The organism is Microbacterium sp. T3-8 (assembly GCF_055398145.1).
Map to the genome: position 1 here is coordinate 2160802 of NZ_AP027918.1, position 13768 is coordinate 2174569.

At 69.9% G+C, this 13768-nt stretch carries 13 protein-coding genes and 1 other RNA gene; 5 read left to right on the top strand and 9 right to left on the bottom strand.

Features of this window, described 5'->3' with window-relative positions:
- Window positions 1-117 precede the first annotated feature (117 nt).
- Both ACZ5Y9_RS10280 and ACZ5Y9_RS10285 read left to right on the top strand, forming a co-directional pair.
- Window positions 118-1299, top strand: a complete 1182-nt coding sequence (locus tag ACZ5Y9_RS10280; RefSeq protein ID WP_464471276.1) for a sensor histidine kinase — start codon at window positions 118-120, stop codon at window positions 1297-1299.
- Complete coding sequence (locus ACZ5Y9_RS10285) at window positions 1296-1922, top strand: response regulator transcription factor (RefSeq protein WP_247622344.1); 627 nt, start codon at window positions 1296-1298, stop codon at window positions 1920-1922. Before ACZ5Y9_RS10280 ends, ACZ5Y9_RS10285 begins: the two co-directional genes overlap by 4 nt.
- A gap of 8 nt (window positions 1923-1930) precedes the next feature.
- Here ACZ5Y9_RS10285 and ACZ5Y9_RS10290 read toward each other — a convergent pair whose 3' ends face one another.
- On the bottom strand, window positions 1931-2149 hold the full coding sequence (locus ACZ5Y9_RS10290; RefSeq protein WP_464471277.1) for a hypothetical protein: 219 nt from the start codon (window positions 2147-2149) through the stop codon (window positions 1931-1933).
- On the opposite strand from ACZ5Y9_RS10290, the gene ACZ5Y9_RS10295 reads away from it, so the two are divergent.
- Window positions 2148-3191, top strand: a complete 1044-nt coding sequence (locus ACZ5Y9_RS10295; RefSeq protein WP_247622342.1) for an AI-2E family transporter — start codon at window positions 2148-2150, stop codon at window positions 3189-3191. The two genes, ACZ5Y9_RS10290 and ACZ5Y9_RS10295, sit on opposite strands and share 2 nt — an antisense overlap.
- On the opposite strand, the gene ACZ5Y9_RS10300 is transcribed toward ACZ5Y9_RS10295, so the two are convergent.
- From ACZ5Y9_RS10300 to ACZ5Y9_RS10315, 4 genes are read right to left on the bottom strand one after another with little or no spacing between them, the layout of a single operon-like run.
- Window positions 3178-4098 carry a diacylglycerol/lipid kinase family protein gene (locus ACZ5Y9_RS10300; RefSeq protein ID WP_464471278.1) on the bottom strand — a complete coding sequence of 307 codons (921 nt, stop codon included), beginning with the start codon at window positions 4096-4098 and terminating at the stop codon, window positions 3178-3180. The genes ACZ5Y9_RS10295 and ACZ5Y9_RS10300 overlap by 14 nt on opposite strands.
- A gap of 48 nt (window positions 4099-4146) precedes the next feature.
- A complete protein-coding gene (locus ACZ5Y9_RS10305) occupies window positions 4147-7122 on the bottom strand; it encodes a bifunctional [glutamine synthetase] adenylyltransferase/[glutamine synthetase]-adenylyl-L-tyrosine phosphorylase (protein ID WP_464471279.1) in 2976 nt (991 codons plus the stop codon).
- Between the two features lie 9 nt (window positions 7123-7131).
- The gene (gene glnA, locus ACZ5Y9_RS10310) at window positions 7132-8469 is read right to left on the bottom strand and encodes a type I glutamate--ammonia ligase (RefSeq protein WP_247622339.1); all 1338 of its coding nucleotides are present in this window, start codon (window positions 8467-8469) and stop codon (window positions 7132-7134) included.
- 13 nt (window positions 8470-8482) lie between these two features.
- Window positions 8483-8686 (bottom strand): SPOR domain-containing protein, encoded by a 204-nt coding sequence (locus tag ACZ5Y9_RS10315; protein WP_247622338.1) that lies wholly within the window; start codon window positions 8684-8686, stop codon window positions 8483-8485.
- A 69-nt stretch (window positions 8687-8755) separates the two neighbouring features.
- Here ACZ5Y9_RS10315 and ppgK point away from each other — a divergent pair, with 69 nt between their 5' ends.
- The gene (gene ppgK / locus ACZ5Y9_RS10320) at window positions 8756-9502 is read left to right on the top strand and encodes a polyphosphate--glucose phosphotransferase (protein ID WP_247622337.1); all 747 of its coding nucleotides are present in this window, start codon (window positions 8756-8758) and stop codon (window positions 9500-9502) included.
- 61 nt (window positions 9503-9563) lie between these two features.
- Here ppgK and rnpB read toward each other — a convergent pair.
- From rnpB to ACZ5Y9_RS10340, 4 genes are all read right to left on the bottom strand, one after another.
- Window positions 9564-9927: RNase P RNA component class A (rnpB, locus tag ACZ5Y9_RS10325), an RNA gene on the bottom strand.
- A gap of 35 nt (window positions 9928-9962) precedes the next feature.
- Entirely contained in the window at window positions 9963-11666 is a 1704-nt protein-coding gene (locus ACZ5Y9_RS10330; RefSeq protein ID WP_464471280.1) for a bifunctional 3'-5' exonuclease/DNA polymerase, read from the bottom strand.
- A gap of 19 nt (window positions 11667-11685) precedes the next feature.
- Window positions 11686-12417: a zinc ribbon domain-containing protein gene (locus ACZ5Y9_RS10335; RefSeq protein WP_247622335.1), complete on the bottom strand. Its 732-nt coding sequence runs from the start codon at window positions 12415-12417 to the stop codon at window positions 11686-11688.
- A 33-nt stretch (window positions 12418-12450) separates the two neighbouring features.
- A complete protein-coding gene (locus ACZ5Y9_RS10340; RefSeq protein ID WP_247632115.1) occupies window positions 12451-12876 on the bottom strand; it encodes a YchJ family protein in 426 nt (141 codons plus the stop codon).
- A 42-nt stretch (window positions 12877-12918) separates the two neighbouring features.
- Between ACZ5Y9_RS10340 and ACZ5Y9_RS10345 the strand changes: the two genes are divergently transcribed.
- Window positions 12919-13767: an aldo/keto reductase gene (locus tag ACZ5Y9_RS10345; protein ID WP_464471281.1), complete on the top strand. Its 849-nt coding sequence runs from the start codon at window positions 12919-12921 to the stop codon at window positions 13765-13767.
- Window position 13768: the final 1 nt, after the last annotated feature.

Sequence of the window (13768 nt, forward strand, 5' to 3'; positions counted from 1 at the left end):
TGTCTCGGGGGTCCGCGCTCATCGGCCGTGTGCATGGTCCTGACCGGCCGTTCGGTGGGGGACGGAATCATCCTTTCGGACGATGCGGTGCGCACCCCGAAGCGTAGGATTCGAGGCATGGCCCACACCCCGCTCACGCCCGTTTTCACGGGGTTGCGGACGGGATTGCACCTGCTGTTCGTCGCGCTGTGCGGACTCGTCATCGTGCGGGCCTTCCTCGCTCCGACCCCGACGAGCATCCCCGCGATCGCCCTCACCGTCGCGCTTCTGGCGACATACGGGTGCGGGGCTGCGCTGGCTCGCTCGACCTCTCGCTCGAGCTGGCTCACGGGTGTGTGGCTCGCGGCGGTCAGCGTCGAATGGGTGCTCCTGGTCTTCCTCACCGCCGAGGCCGCGTATCTGGTCTTCCCCCTGTTCTTCCTCTACCTGCACGTGCTCGGGCGCCGATGGGGCACGCTCGCCCTGCTCCTGGCGACCGGGGTGGCGATCTGCACGCTCGGTCTTCACAGCGGATGGACCGTCGGCGGGGTCGTGGGGCCCCTCGTCGGCGCCGGCGTCGCCCTGCTGATCGGCCTCGGCTACGAAGCCCTCGCTCAGGAGGCACGGCAGCGGGAAGATCTCATGCGCGAACTGCTCGCGACCCGCGACCGATTGGCGACCACCGAGCACGAGTCGGGAGTGCTGGCGGAGCGCGCACGTCTCGCACGGGAGATCCACGACACGCTCGCGCAGGGGCTGTCGAGCATCCAGATGCTGCTCCATGCCGCCGAGCGGACGGATCCGGAGCGCCCGGGGATCGAGCACATCCGCCTCGCCCGTGAGAGCGCCGCAGACAACCTCGGCGAGGCGCGCCGCTTCATCCGCGAACTCGCTCCCCCGGACCTCGATGACCACGGTCTCGCGGGGGCCCTCCGCCGTCTGGCCGACGACCACTGGTCGACGCAGGGACTCGACGTCGACGTGCGCGTCTCGGAGGCGGTCGATCTCCCCATGCACGTGCAGACCGCGCTGCTGCGGATCGCCCAGGGAGCGATGTCGAACGTCGTGCAGCACGCCGATGCGCGCAGCGCGACGATCGCCCTCACCCTGAGTCCCGGCGACCTGGAGTTCGTGATCTCCGACGACGGCCGCGGATTCGACGCCGGCCTGGACGCCGACCGCCCCGCCCGTTCGGACTCGTTCGGACTGCGCGCGACGCGCGAGCGCGTCGATCAGCTCGGCGGCACCCTCGACGTCCGTTCCCTTCCGGGTACGGGGACCACGCTGCGCGTCTCCTTGGCTCTCGAGGGCCGCGCATGATCCGCCTCCTGGTCGTCGACGACCATCCCATCGTCCGCGCCGGACTGGTCGCTCTGTTCGCCCTCGACGACGACATCGAGGTCATAGCGGAAGCCTCGACCCCCGACGAGGCCGTCGCCGTCGCGGAACGCGCGAACCCCGATGTCGTGCTCATGGATCTGCAGTTCGGCGCGGGAACGGCCGGATCCGGTGCCGAGGCCACGCGGAGGATCCGGGCACTCGACGCACCGCCCTACGTGCTCGTCCTCACGAACTACGACTCCGACGCCGACATCCTCGGAGCGGTGGAGGCGGGCGCGAGCGGCTACCTGCTGAAGGACGCGCCGCCGCATGAGCTCTCCGCGGCGGTCCGTGCGGCCGCGGCCGGGGAGAGCGCACTCGCGCCCGTGATCGCCACACGGCTGCTGCAGCGGATGCGCGCCCCGAAGGCGAGCCTGAGCGCGCGCGAGATCCAGGTGCTCGAACTCGTCGAAGCCGGCCGCACCAACACCGAGATCGCGAGCGAGCTCTTCGTGAGTGAGACGACGGTCAAGTCGCATCTCGCGCACATCTACACGAAGCTCGACGCGACGTCGCGCACGGCCGCGGTATCGGAAGCCCGGCACCGCGGCATCCTGCGCTGACCCGCCATTCACAGGCACAGAACAGTGGCCTGCGCAAGCCCGCGTGTCCTTGCTTGACCCGGGTCGGACGCGGTGGTCAACTGAGAGGTCTGGACTACGAGGGGATCCATCATGCGCCGCAGGAAATCAGTCACGAGGACCGAGACCATCGAATCGGGCCCCGCGACGGGCCGCACCTCGCGGCAGGTCAGCTCGGTCACGGCCGCGGCCCGCACGAATCCCTTCATGTTCGGACTGCTCGGCGCACTCGGCGTTCTGGTGGCCCTCGCGATCGGCGGGATGGTCGGCCAGCTGGCGACGGTGTTCGTCTACATCGGCGTCGCGATCTTCCTCGCCCTCGGACTCGACCCCATCGTCTCGTTCATCGAGCGCAAGCTCCCGCGGCCCGCCGCCGTCGCGATCGTCGTCGCCGTCGTGGTGCTCGCCTTCGCGGGCATCATCCTCGCGATCGTCCCGATCCTCGTGGAGCAGATCACCAACCTCGTCAACGACGGCCCGCAGATGGTCGAGGACTTCATGGCCAGCGCCTGGTTCAAGGACGTGACGGCGCAGTTCGGATCGACCTTCGAAGACGCGGCCCAGGGGGTTCTGAGCTTCGTGCAGGATCCCGGCAACATCCTCAACATCAGCGGCGGGGTGTTCGCGGTCGGCGCGGGTATCGCCGGCGGCTTCACGGGCGTGACGATCGTGCTCATCCTCACCCTCTACTTCATGGCCTCGCTGCGCAGCATGAAGAAGGTCGCGACGCGCTTCGTGCCCGCCTACCAGCGCGACACGTTCAGCGGCCTGCTGGAAGACGTCTCCGGCGCCGTCGGGCGCTACGTCATGGGTCAGGCGAGCCTCGCCCTCGTCAACGGCATCCTGAGCCTGATCTTCCTCAGCATCATCGGTGCGCCAGTGCCGGCACTGCTCGCCCTCATCGCCTTCATCGGATCGATGATCCCGCTGGTGGGCACCCTGGCCGCGTCGATCATCAACTCGCTGATCTGCCTGTTCATCAGCCCCGTGACCGCGCTCATCGCCATCATCTACTACCTGGTGTACATGCAGGTCGAGGCCTACGTGCTCTCCCCGCGCATCATGAACAAGGCCGTCGCCGTCCCCGGCGCGCTCGTCGTGATCGCCGCCGTCGCCGGCGGTGCGCTCGGCGGTATCCTCGGAGCCCTGGTCGCGATCCCCGTGGCGGCGAGCATCATCATCATCGTGCAGAAGGTCGTGTTCCCCGCTCAGGACCGCAAGCAGGTGCCGCCGGCGCTCACCGCACCGTGAGAGCGCCCGGCTGCACCCGCACCGCGAACTGAGTGATCTCGCCCATCTCCTCACCGTCGATCTCGAAGACGAGCGGCTGGGCGAGCGAGACCGCGATCCTCTCGACGGCGAGATGCTGCGCCGAATCGGTGCTGACCGCCTCGTCGCCACCGGTGAGCAGCCGCCGGATGCCGTTGTCCCATACCACCGAACGCAGGGTGTTCATCCACTGGAGCGCGCCCTCCGAGCTGATGAGGAGGATGTCGAGCAACCCGTCGTCGAGCTGCGCATCGGGGAGCAGGCGGAGTCCGCCCTGGAGCATGCCGCAGTTGCCGATGAGCATCGTGTGCCCGCGCACCTCCTCGGGTTCGCGATCATCCACGGTCACGGTGATGTCGGTCATCTCGGTGCCCGCCAGCGCGCGCCCCATGGCTTCGACGTACGCGAGCCATCCCGCCCGGTCCTTGAGGTCGTCGTTCGTCTCGACCAGCATCTGCGCATCGATCCCGAACCCCACCATGACGGCGAACGCGCGAGTCTCGCCGTTGAACTCCACCCAGCCCAGGTCGATGTGCTGCGGAGTGGCATCGCGCACGCGCTCGAGGGCCGCGACCATACCGGTCAGCGGCACTCCCAGGTTGCGAGCGAGCAGGTTGCCGGTCCCCTGCGGAACGATCCCCAGAGCGACCTCCGTGCCGGCCAGGGCTTCAGCGACGGCACGGACCGTCCCGTCACCGCCCACCGCTACGACCACCTCGCACCCCTCCGCGACGGCCTCCGCGGCCATCCCGCGCCCCGGATCGTCGATGCTCGTCTCCCACCACCGGACCGGGGCATCCGTTCCGAAGACCTCGTCGACCGCGGCGCGCACCTCGTCTCCGTCGATCTTGGACGGATTCCACACGATGCCGATGCTCGAGACGCTCATGAGGCCAAGCCTGGGGCCGAACGCGTCTCGCCGCAAGTCGACACGGGTCTAGCCGTAGAACTCCTGCTCGAACGCCCTGCGGGCGCGTCGAGTGACGCCCAGGTACTCCTCCTCGAGCTCGGTGGCCGAGCGATCGGGATAGCCGAGGATCCGCGCGATTCCGTCGAGCTCGCGGCGATCCGCGGGGAGCACGTCGCTGGTCGTTCCGGTGAGGATCGTGATCGCCGAACGCAGACGGCTCGACAGCAACCAGGCCTCGCGGAGGCGATCGGCGGCCTCGGCCGGGAGGAGTCCGGCATCGACCGCCGCGCCGAGCGCTCCCAACGTCGACGTCGTACGCAGGCCGGGCACGGCGTACGCGTGCTGCAACTGGAGCAGCTGCACGAGCCACTCCACATCGCTGAGCGTCCCGGGGCCGAGCTTGAGGTGGCGACGCGGGTCGGCCCCCTGGGGAAGCCTCTCCCCCTCGACGCGCGCTTTGATGCGCTTGATCTCGCGGGTGCCCTGCAGATCGATCGACGCGGGGTAGCGGATCGTGTCGGCGAGCTCGATGAAGCGCGCGATCAGCTTGGCACTGCCGGCGACGCCACGCGCCCGAAGGAGCGCCTGCGCCTCCCACGACAGCGACCAGCGGCGGTAGTACTCGGCATACGCCTCGATCGATCGCACCACCGGACCGTTGCGACCCTCCGGGCGCAGTCCCGCGTCGAGATCGAGCGGAAGCCGATGGTCGGTGACCTGTTCACGGAGACCGGCGACGATCTTCGTCGCGAGCGTCTGCGCGCGGTCGGGATCGACGCCGTTCGCCGCGTACACGTAGAGGATGTCGGCATCCGATCCGAAGCCCAGCTCCGCTCCCCCGAACCGGCCCATGGCGATCACCGCGAAGTCGAGCGCATCGTCTTCGGGCGGCACGACCTCGCGCAGCACCGCACGCAGCGCGGCCTGGATGGTCGCCTCGGTGATGTCGGTGAGAGCGGTCGCGACGTCCTCGATTGTCAGGACGTCGAGCACTCCGCCCATCGCGGTGCGCAGCAGCTCGCGACGCCGCAGCGCGCGCACGGCACGCAGCGCGTCGCCGATCGTCTCGTGCCGCGTCTGGATCGCCCTGGCCTCCTCCGACAGCGCGGCGCCGCCGCGCGGACGCAGGGACTCGGTGCTGTCGAGCCAGGCCACGGACTCCGGGATCCACTCCATGAGTTCGCCGATGTACCGCGACGTCGACAGGATCCGGGTGAGGCTCTCGGCCGCCCCCGAGGAGTCCCGCAGCATCCGGAGGAACCAGTGCGTGTTGCCCAGGCGCTCGCTGATGCGGCGGAACGCGATCAGGCCGTAATCGGGATCGGTGCCGTCGGCGAACCATCGCACCATCACCGGCATGAGGTGGCGCTGGATCGTGGCCTTGCGGCTGAGTCCGCTCGTGAGCGCGCCGATGTGTCGCAACGCGCCCGCCGGATCGCGGAAGCCGATCGCCGCCAGACGATCGTGCGCCTGCGCGGTCGACAGGGAGCGCTCGCCCTCGGGCAACGCGGCGACCGCGCTGAGGAGGGGACGGTAGAAGAGTCGCGTGTGGATCTCGCGCACTTCGCGTCGCACGCTCTCCCAGCGCGCCCAGATGCCGTCACCGCTGTCGGCCAGCGCCGTGCTGCGCGCGAGGACCCGGAGTCCCGCGGGCGTCCGCGGCAGGAGGTGGGTGCGGCTGAGCTCCTTGAGCTGGAGCCGGTGCTCCATCAGTCGCAGGACCCGGTAGTCGTCGGCGAAGGTCGTCGCCTCGACCCGCCCGATGTACCCACCCTCGACGAGGGCCTCCAGGCTCTCGAGGGTGCCACGGGTGCGCAGGGTGGCATCCGTGAGTCCGTGCACCAGTTGCAGCAGCTGGACGGTGAACTCGATGTCACGCAATCCGCCCTCGCCGAGCTTGAGCTGGTACGGGGCATCCTCCGGATCGATGTGCTCCTTGACGCGCTCGCGCATGCGCTGCACGCTGTCGACGAAGTCCTCGCGGGCCGCGCTCGACCAGATCTTCGGCTGCACGGCGCCGATGTACTCCGCCCCCAGCTCCGGATCGCCGGCGAGGGGCCGCGCCTTCAGCAGGGCCTGGAACTCCCAGCTCTTCGCCCAGCGGTCGTAATAGGCCAGATGGGATCCGAGCGAGCGGACCAGAGCACCCTGCTTGCCCTCCGGCCGCAGGTTCGCGTCGACCTCCCAGAGAGGCGGCTCCTTCTCGATGCCGCTCAGGCCGCGCATGGTCTCGCGGGCGAGCTTCGTCGCCAGATCGATCGCACGCGACTCGGAGACGATCTCCTCATCGGCCGTGCCGCCGACGAAGATCACGTCGACGTCACTGACGTAGTTGAGCTCCCGCGCACCGGCCTTGCCCATGCCGATGATCGAGAGGCGGACGGCCGCCACCTCACGCTGATCGACGGTTTCGCGCAATCGACTGCGCGCCACGGCCAGCGAGGCCTCGAGCGCCGCACCGGCCGCGTCCGCCAGCGCCGCCGCCACATCGGCGAGAGCCTCGACCGGTGCGGTCCGGGTCAGATCGTAGGCCGCGATCGCCGCGAGGCTGCGGCGGTAGGCGACCCGGAGCGCCACGACCTCGTCGTCACCGCCGGACCGCGCGAAGCCGTCGACGGCGCCGACACCGGCGAGCATCGCCCGGGTGAGCTCGTCTGCGGTCGGCAACGCATCGACCTCGTCGGCGAGCACCGAGAGCTCCGCGGGGTTGCGGAGGAAGAAGTCCGCCAACCCCTCGGATGCGCCGAACACCCGCCAGGTGCGGCGCTGGGTGTCTCCGCCGTCGAGCAGGGCCGCCAACGGCGCGGGGTCGCGTCGCGCCACCCGCAGCATCCCGCGCACGGCCGCGTCGGGATCGGCGGCATCCGCCCCCGTCAGCAGCTCGGCACGCGAGCGACCGAGCAGTTCGGCGAGCTCGGCGAGGGCCTCGGCGGCCTCGCCGAGCTCATCGAATCCGAGTCGAGCCAGCGCGGACAGCGAGAAGGAATCGTCCGGACGGGCCATGCGCACGGCTCAGAGCAGCTCGAGGTTGTTCTTCAGCTCGAGCGGCGTGACCTGGCCGCGGTACGCCTCCCACTCCTTGCGCTTGTTGAGCAGCACGTAGTTGAACACCTGCTCGCCCAGCGTCTCGGCGACGAGCTCGGAGTCCTCCATGTACTCGAGGGCGTGGTCGAGGCTCGCGGGCAGCGACGAGTAGCCCAGCGCGCGGCGCTCGGCGTCGCTGAGCGACCACACGTTGTCCTCGGCCTCGGGCGGGAGCTCGTACTCGTCCTCGATGCCCTTGAGGCCGGCGGCCAGCATGAGCGCGTACGCCAGGTACGGGTTCGCGGCGGAGTCCAGCGCGCGGTACTCGACGCGCGACGACTGCCCCTTGTTGGGCTTGTACATCGGCACGCGCACGAGCGCGGAGCGGTTGGCGTGCCCCCACGTGACGAAGCTCGGGGCCTCGTCGCCGCCCCACAGGCGCTTGTACGAGTTGACGAACTGGTTCGTGACAGCCGAGATCTCGTTCGCATGGCGCAGGAGGCCGGCGATGAAGTGACGCCCGGTCTTCGAGAGCTGGTACTTCGCGCCCTCTTCGTAGAACGCGTTCTGGTCGCCCTCGAACAGCGACATGTGCGTGTGCATGCCACTGCCCGGGTGGCCGCTGAGGGGCTTCGGCATGAAGGTCGCGTACACGCCCTGCTCGATCGCCACCTCCTTGATCACCGTGCGGAACGTCATCACGTTGTCGGCGGTGGTGAGGGCGTCCGCGTAGCGCAGGTCGATCTCGTTCTGTCCGGGTCCGCCCTCGTGGTGGCTGAACTCGACCGAGATGCCGAGGTCTTCGAGCATCCGCACCGAACGACGACGGAAGTCGTGCGCCGTGCCACCGGGCACGTTGTCGAAGTACCCTGCGGAGTCGACGGGAACCGGTCCCTCCGGACCGTACTGCGACGACTTGAGCAGGTAGAACTCGATCTCGGGGTGCGTGTAGAACGTGAACCCGGCATCGGCTGCCTTCGCGAGCGTGCGCTTGAGCACGTGGCGCGGGTCGGCGACCGCGGGCTGGCCGTCGGGCGTCGTCAGGTCGCAGAACATGCGGGCGGTCGGGTCGATCTCGCCCCGCCACGGCAGAGTCTGGAACGTCGTCGGATCGGGCTGCGCGAGCAGATCGGACTCATGGCTGCGCGTGAGCCCCTCGATGGCCGAGCCGTCGAAGCCGATGCCCTCGGCGAACGCGCCCTCGACCTCGGCCGGCGCGATGGCGACCGACTTGAGCGTGCCGATGACGTCGGTGAACCACAGGCGGACGAACTTGACGCCGCGCTCCTCGATCGTCCGGAGGACGAAGTCTCTCTGCTTGTCCATATCGTGCGGAGCCTCAGCCCTTTCCTTCGTCCCAGCCGGATTCGGCCGCTTCTTCATCGGCCCAGGCGCGGGAGCGCGCCTTCAGCGTCTCGGGTGCGTTCGCGGCCTCGGCCTCGGTGTCGAACGGGCCCACGCGGTCGATCGACTGCGAGATCATCCCGAATTCGACCTGCTTGGTCTCGAGGTTGTACCAGTACTTGTGTTCGCCGTCCGACATGGCCCGTCCCTTCGTCGTCTGATGTCATCGATCCTACTGGCGCGAACGCCTGTCGCTATGCTGTGGGTCATGGCAAAAGCGATCGGCGTCGACATCGGCGGTACCGGAATCAAGGCAGGAATCGTCGACCTCGAGCACGGCACGATGGCGTCCGATCGGGTACGGGTGCCCACGCCCGAGGGCGCGGCTCCCGGCGACGTGCTGCAGGCCGTGCAGACGGTGCTGAAGACCCTCGACGTCCACGAGTCGACCCTCCCCCTCGGCGTGGCCTTCCCGGCCATCGTGAAGCGCGGCAAGACGCTGTCGGCCGCCAACGTCTCGAAGGAGTGGGTCGACTTCGACGCCGAGCGCTTCTTCCGCGACGGCCTCGGCCGCAACATCGTGTTCGTGAACGATGCGGATGCCGCCGGCGTCGCCGAGGCGCGGCACGGTGCGGCCCGCGACGTGCGCGGATTCACCCTGCTCACGACCCTCGGCACCGGCATCGGCTCGGCGTTCATCAACGACGGCGTACTACTACCCAACACCGAGCTCGGGCACCTCAACTTCCGCGAGTACGAGTCCGTCGAGCAGTGGGCCGCGACCTCGGCGCGCGAGCGCGAGGGGCTCACCTGGGCCGAATGGGCCGAGCGCCTGCAGGCGTTCTACTCGCACATCGAGTTCCTCTTCAGCCCCGACCTGTTCGTGGTCGGCGGCGGCGTGTCGAAGAACGCGGGCGACTTCCTCCCGCTCCTCGACCTGAAGACCCCGATCGTCCCGGCGATCCACCGCAACAACTCCGGCATCATCGGTGCAGCCTCGCTCGCGGGCGACTGACACCCTCGAGACCACGAGAAGGCCCGGTGACCTGATGGTCACCGGGCCTTTCACGTCGAGGCGAATGGGCCGACCTGTACGCCGGGTTCTGTTCCGGGGGTTCTTCGCCCCTTCGACGGCCATCTCTCTCGGCGACACGTTGCCGTGCCGCTCCAGCGGTCTACCCGAGGACTCGGCGAGCCGCGTCAACATCCTCTGTCTGACCTTGCTCCGGGCGAGGTTTACCTGGCGGGACATGTCACCATGTCCCCCGGTGGTCTCTTACACCACCCTTTCACCCTTACCCCCGGCGAACCGGGGGCGGTCTGCTCTCTGTGGCACTGTCTCGCGGATCACTCCGGGTGGGTGTTACCCACCGCCCTGCCCTGTGGAGCCCGGACGTTCCTCGGTGCGGTTGCCCGCCACGCGACCGTCCAGTCGACCCATTCGCATCTGCCAGTCTACGACGCCCGGCCGCGCCTCATTTCTCGGCGGACTCGGTGATGCGCAGATCCAGCGGCACGTCGATCGGGAACGAACCGAACAGGCGTGCGGTCGCGACGGCCGCCGCCTCGCGCACGGCGTCGGCGGCGGCATCCGCGAGCTCGACGGGGACGTGCAGGATCACCTCGTCGTGCAGGAAGAACGCGAGGTGCGCGGCCTCCGCGAAGGGGCCGGATGCTGAGGCCGGCGTCGCAGCGGGCGGCAGGCCGCGCAACCGATGACGGATCTCGGCGAGCCAGATCAGCGACCACTCCGCCGCAGTGCCCTGCACCACGAAGTTGCGGGTGAAACGCCCCCAGTCGCGAGCGCTGCGACGCGCCTGCGCGACCAGCGCCGCGTCGACGTCCGCTCCGGTGGCCGCGGACTGGAGCGCCGCCCACTCGGGTGACGGCTTCGGCGACGAACGTCCGAGCCAGGTCGACACCACCCCGCCGTCCTCCCCCGCGCGTGCGGCGGCATCGACGAGCGCCATCGCTCGCGGGTAGACCTTGCGCAGTCGCGGCACGAGCCGGCCGCTGTCGCCCGTCGTCGCACCGTACATGGCACCGAGCACGGCGTACTTGGCCTCTTCGCGTGTCGCCACCGCGCCCGAGTCGACGACTCCGGCGTACAGATCGGTGCCCTGCGCCGCACGGGCCATCGCGGCATCCGAGGCCATCGCCGCGAGCATGCGCGGCTCGAGCTGGGCGACATCGGCGACCACGAGGGTCCACCCGGGGTCCGCCCGTACGGCGGGGCGCAGACTGCGCGGCAGTTGCAGCGCTCCCCCGCCGGCCGATGCCCAGCGCCCGGTCACGACGCCACCGGGGATGTACACCGGGCGGAACCGCCCGCGGTGCACCCAGTCGGCGAGCCAGACCCACCCGTTGGCGCTGAGCAGACGCGACATCTTCTTGTAGGCCAGGAGCGGTTCGACGACCGGGTGCTCGTACTGGGCGAGCTCCCATTTGCTCGTCGACTCGACGGGGACCCCGGAACGATGCAGCGCCCGCAGCAGCTTCGGCTGGCTGTCGAGATGGAGGGTGGCGTCGCCGAGGATCGTGCGCACCTGTTCGCCGAGCGCGACCATCTTCGCCGGGAGCCCCCCGGCGAGCGATCGAGCGCCAAGCGTCTCGGTGAGGATCTCGTCGTGCACGCCCTCGTTCCAGGGCACCCCCGCCGCGCGCATCTCCTCGGCCACCAGGCCGCCGGCGGATTCCGCGGCGCAGAGCAGGGCGAGCCGGCCGTCGGATGCCGCGGCGATCACCCGGCGCTGCGCGCGGTACTGCTCCAGGGCGTCGGCGACCGGATCCCCGCGCGTCGAGTCCGTGTCGAAGAGATCGAACAGCCCGGGTGCCGCATCGGGCGCCTCGCGGCGCATCCAGTCCTCGGACGGCTCCAGAGGGTGCGGGACGGATGCCGTGTCGCGGAGGATCGCGTGGCACAGGACCAGATCATGGGTGCGTCCGACCCGCACGCCGTCGGCGAGCAGCGGTGCATAGGTCTCGCGCGCGCTGCGGATCACCCAGCGCGGCGCGTCGCGCTGCTCGGACTCGGCCACCCAGCCCGGCAGATCGCGCTCACTCAGGCTCTCTCGGCTGATCTCGACGTCTGCGGCATCGAGATCGACGGCGACGTATGCGCCGCCTCCGTCGGCGACCAGCAGAATGCGTCGCTCGGACGATGCGGGCGACGCGCTCACGACGAGGGCGCCGCGTGCATCACAGTCCCGATTCCTCCGTGCGCACCAGGATGCAGCCGCATTCGGGGCAGTACACGACCGCGTCCTCGGCGGCGCGACGGATCTCGGCGATGTCGGTGCTGGGGAGCATCATGCGGCACCCCTCGCACGTGCCACGGGTCAGCAGGGCCGCACCCGCACTGTTCGCGGCGCGACGCGTGTACTCGGCCAGCAGCGGCGCGGGGATGCTCTCGGCCACGGCTGCACGATCGCGGGCGAGTTGAACGCCGAGCTCGGCAGCGGCGGCGACGTCGGCCTTGCCCTGCGCGCTGAGCGTCGAGCCCTCGGCGGTCGTGATGTCGATGAGCGCCTGCTGAGCGGCGACCGCGGACTCGGCTTCTTCGACCCGCCCCATGACGTCGAGCTCGGCGTCTTCGAGGTCGCTCTGGCGGCGGGTGAGACTCGCGATCTCGTGCTCGAGGGCCTGCGCCTGCTTGGGGTCGGTCGCGACCGCGAGACGCTCGGCGTCGCGTGCCCGGCGCTGCTCGACGAGCTTCACGTCGGACTCGAGACGGGTCAGTTCGGTGCGTGCGTCGTCGCGGGTGCCGGTGAGCGCGGTGAGCTCGCGCAGCTGCTCCTGCCGGATCGCCACCAGCTCGTTGATGCGCGCGGCCTGCGAGGGATGGGTGCGGGCACGATCGGCCTGCGCGATGCGCCGGTCGAGGTCGGCGATGTCGAGCAGGATGCGCTGATGTTCGGAGCTGGCGTTCACGCTGTCCAATCTATCGTCTGGCGGGGGCCGCCATCACAGCAGGTCGCCGTCGACGTACAGCCACCGGCGCTCCTCGCGCACGAACCTGCTGCGTTCGTGCAGCACGCCACGGGCTCCGTTCTGGAGCCAGTGCGCCGCGAACTCCACGACCCCGTCGCGATCGAAGGGGCCGCCCGCCTCCCGGTCGAGCACCACGAGTCGCCGCCAGCGCAGGTCCGGTTCGATCTCGATCGATGCCGGCCGCGTGGAGGCGTGCCAGGTCGCGCGCAGGTGGGCGACGTCGCCGATCACGAACGCCGTGTAGCGCGACCGCATCAGCCGCTCGGCCGTCGGGGCGGTGGTCTCGGCCCGGAGGATCGGGCCGCAGCATCCGCCGAAGAGGTCGCCCGATCCGCAGGGGCACCGGGCGGAATCCGTGATCGCTGCGTCATGCGGCGCCATCTCCGCCTCGGGTGTCATCCCTCCAGCGTACGCTCGAGACACCGACCGAGAAGGAGCACCGTGAGCACTCAGCCCGCCATCCCCACGTTCACCGCCCACAACGGATTCGCCCTGCCGGCGATCGGCCTGGGGACGTACGCGCTCAACGGCGATGCCGGGGCGGATGCCGTGACCGGCGCCATCGGTGCCGGGTACCGCCTCATCGACTCCGCCTTCAACTACGAGAACGAGGGTTCCGTCGGACGCGGGGTCGCGGCATCCGCCGTCGATCGCGACGAGATCATCGTGACCACGAAACTCCCCGGTCGCCATCACCCCGCCGAGAAGGCCCGGACGAGCATCGAGGAGAGCCGGTCGCGTCTCGGCCTCGACATCACCGACCTGCACCTCATCCACTGGCCCAACCCGAGCCAGGACGAGTACGTGCAGGCGTGGGCGGCGCTCGTCGACGCCCAGCAGCGCGGGGTCGTGCGCCAGATCGGCGTCTCGAACTTCCTGCCCGAGCACCTCGAGCGCATCGAGCGCGAGACCGGGGTGCGTCCCGTCGTGAACCAGATCGAGGTGCACCCCTACTTCCCGCAGAGCGAGCAGCTCGCGTACCACCGGGAGCACGGCATCCTCACCGAGGCGTGGAGCCCGCTCGGCCGCGCGAAGGAACTGCTCGACGAAGACGTGATCCGCGAGGTCGCCGCCTCGCACGGCATCACCCCGGCACAGACGGTGCTCGCCTGGCACGTCGCCCGCGGCACGGTCTCGATCCCGAAGGCCTCGTCGCTCGAGCACCAGGTCGCGAACCTCGCCGCCGCCGAGGTCGCGCTCGACGAGGCGGAGGTGCTGGCGATCACGGGCCTCGGGCGTGCGGACGGGCGACTCTTCGACGCCGATCCCGCGCACCACGAGGAGTCCTGAC